Raw genomic sequence first — 3,067 nt, 5'->3', positions numbered from 1 at the left:
TCCGGTATTCCGGGGTGTAAGAGCGACGCTGTCGCTTCTGATCTGACATATTGAACATCCTTCCAGCAGGACTGCGAATCCCGCTAACTTGGGTGTCCACTATTCGAGGGTAGCCTCAACTCCCTATCCGGCGGGCGTTCGGGGACTATCGATGGGAATCGGAGGTTACCCCAGGCTTCGGGGGCAAATCGGGCACTGCTCCCTGTGTACTCCGCCCACAGCCACAAGCGTTGAGCGTCAGTCCAGTCTGACTCGGGAAACCGAGCGTCAAGATCAGCCGGAGTGGCGAGTTCCTCCCGTCGTTGCTGATAGTCGATCGATCCGGGATTCAGCGCTAACTGAGTAGCGATAGTCACTATCGTTTGCCGCAGCTGCGGCCACCCGCAATGATCGCTGAGTCTGGCCCAATCATGGGTGACTCGCGCTGCTTGAACTTTTGGTGCACCGAGCTGTTCGGCCGCCGACGCGGTCGTGATGTTGCGGCCAACTGAAGCTATGGCAATGCTGACCGCGAATCGACTCCGCTCGTTGGTGAACGGGTCGATTCCCGGTAGGCCTTCTTCCCAGTAGAGCTGCGGAATCACGCTGAACGGTGCCGGTGGTAGACGCCAGTTCTCGTAGAACGTGGGTGTCGGAGTGTGACGGTGGCGGAGCTTATTCGGGGTTCGTGGCCAGTCGGACCCGATACGGAACGGTAGCTGAGTTCCCGGCGGAAGATGGTCGCGCAAACTGTGGAGCCGGATGGCGTGTAACACCGGGTGAAATGGATGATCACGCAACGCCTGGGTTGGACCGATTGCCGCGAAGGGGCCGCCGACATCAAGGAGGTGATAGTGATCGACGAGGGCACCAGCCGACGTTAAGTCCGGGCTCATGAGTACTTCGTAGGCGTGCTCGAGAGCTGTCGCTTCCTGGGCCACTGTCTTTGCTGTTCGATCCTGAATGTCGAGAGCGTCAAGAGTCAACAGGATGAGGCCGTCTCTGGCCTCTGCCCGAGTGGCCGGTAGTCCAGCCAGTGACCAGTCCTGACCTGACCAGTTCTCGTCCTCGAGCAACAGTTCAGTGGCAGCAACGAGGTCCTGATTACCTGTTGTGGTTTGGGCTTGGCTGAGATCAGCGTCGCATGATGTCCTCCACTTACGCGTGCTCGTATCCCTCGGGAGATTCTCGGTACACCGGGTGTTCTCTCGCCCACGCATCGCCCATGCCGGACTGGAAAAAGGGCGTTCACCACAGTGAGGACATGTATCCACGAGCATCACCTGGTGGTGAGAACACATGGTGACTAGTGGGCTCCGCCAGAGCCCGGACCAGGTCCCGGTATCTGCGAGACATAGGGGGCAGAATCGGCTCCCAAAGGCCGGTTTCGAAGGGAATGCCGGTACGTGGTAGCGCGTCGTTACGCTTGATAGAAGGTCTGAGATTCGTGCTTGTGCAGTGTGAGCTCGAGCTCTGGTCGTGTTTTCGATCCCGGTTCGAACACTCAGCGGTGTGCTGGACCGTGCAAGCCGCTGTTCAACTCTCCACGGCGTGTAGGAGCCCATCCGGAAACCAATTTCGCGAAATAGGGCCGCCGGAGAAACACCAAAACGGTAGGCAATACGGGCCCACCAGCTCGAAAGGGTTTCGTCGGGTTCTATGGGCAACGTCAAGGGCCATGCGTCGAGGTCGTAGCCAGACGTGATTCCGCGCAAGCGCGTCGAAGTGCGCGTTCGGTCAGGCTGTGCGGGCGCTGGTTTCGGCTGCATTATCGATCGTGACCATGGACAAAATCTCTGCATTGATGGTTTCAACGCCGGTGGTGATTGCGAGGTAACTGGCGCGGTCGAGCAGGTTGGTCAGAGAACCGATATGACCTTGAGTGCGGCGGTGTAACTCCGTCGCCTGGCGCAACAACATGCCAGGTTCGCGATCCACGAGTAGCAGATGCTCTTCGAGCTTCGTCAGCAGGTGCGACCATGCACGAGCTCCGGCATTCGTGTTGTGACTAAACGGTGCGACCGGAACTCGGGTCGAGCGACGCGAGGTCTGCGCATACGCCGCATCTTCGCCCAGCAGTCCTTCGTCGAAGAATCGCTTTTCGGCCAAACGCACCCCCACATAGACGAACGTCACCGGCATCTCGTTCGCCAGTCCTTTCAGATGGTTACTGACTTCGCGTCCATGGCGATGCTTGAAATCGATGAAGTGCAGATCGTCGAGGACAATGAGTTGGGTTTCACACGAGCGCACACAGTCCACCGCCAGAGCACCCAGTCGCGCGGTTGTCGCACGATGGGCTCCAGGATGACCGTAGAAAGCGAGGATCTTCTGGTTCAATCCCTTGAGCGTGACACCCGCATCCAATGGGATGAACGCCACCGGCAGCCGCTGGTGACCGGCACCAGTCTTGCCACCGAAACGGCGCAGCGTCTTACGGTGGAACTCTCGGGCGAATCGAGTCGCGATCGTGGTCTTGCCGAGTGCTGGGGCAGCATCGATGACGATCGATCCTCGCAAGCGATCTCCATCGCGCCGGTTCGAGGCCATCACCTGGTCCATGATCGAGAATGCGCTACTCAGTTGGGCAGTCTTGACCGCCGGAGGATTAGCATTCCACACCATCCGTGCTTCGTCGTAATCTTCTCGTTCCTCATCAGTCAGTCGGTCCAACTCCGTTCGGGACAAATGTTCCAAAGCCGGACGCGGGGCAGATTGAGCGAACGCGTCCCAGCCCTGCTTGGTCGCCATATTGAACCGCTGCGGCTGATGCTCCCGCAACCACCGTGCCCACCGATTCGTCATTCGTCGAACACCTCAAAACCGTCCTGGTCAGGATGCTCCTCGTAATAGCGGGCGAATACGTCATCGAGATCATCGACGAGATCCGGTTGCTTTGCTTTTCGACTCCGAGCCGCAAGCAGATCGATCACACCGGGCACCGATGCCGCCTCGCGTCCCTCATGATGTATCGCCCCGGGGATAATAGAGGCAGGGAGATTGGAAGAAGGAGATTCTCTCTTGCCAGTGAAATACACCGACGAACTCAAGGCTCGTGCCGTCGAGCTCGTCATCCATGCCCAGGCCG

The 3,067-nt window shown here is 58.9% G+C and carries 2 protein-coding genes and 1 pseudogene; all 3 read right to left on the bottom strand.

All coding sequences use genetic code 11. The annotated features are described in order from the left end of the window. Positions 1–83: 83 nt before the first annotated feature. Positions 84–1,748 carry a TniQ family protein gene (locus tag HK401_RS21225; protein ID WP_373563668.1) on the bottom strand — a complete coding sequence of 555 codons (1,665 nt, stop codon included), beginning with the start codon at positions 1,746–1,748 and terminating at the stop codon, positions 84–86. Next, on the bottom strand, positions 1,717–2,730 hold the full coding sequence (locus tag HK401_RS20410; protein WP_258234382.1) for a TniB family NTP-binding protein: 1,014 nt from the start codon (positions 2,728–2,730) through the stop codon (positions 1,717–1,719). The genes HK401_RS21225 and HK401_RS20410 overlap by 32 nt, the downstream gene beginning before the upstream one ends. A gap of 50 nt (positions 2,731–2,780) precedes the next feature. After that, positions 2,781–3,067, bottom strand: a pseudogene (locus HK401_RS20405) (integrase); the annotation flags it as partial.

The sequence above is a fragment of the Brevibacterium oceani genome (assembly GCF_013623835.1).
GTDB lineage: Bacteria > Actinomycetota > Actinomycetes > Actinomycetales > Brevibacteriaceae > Brevibacterium > Brevibacterium oceani.
The sequence above is the reverse complement of the archived record's forward strand: the minus strand, read 5'-3'. Positions and strand labels throughout refer to the sequence as shown.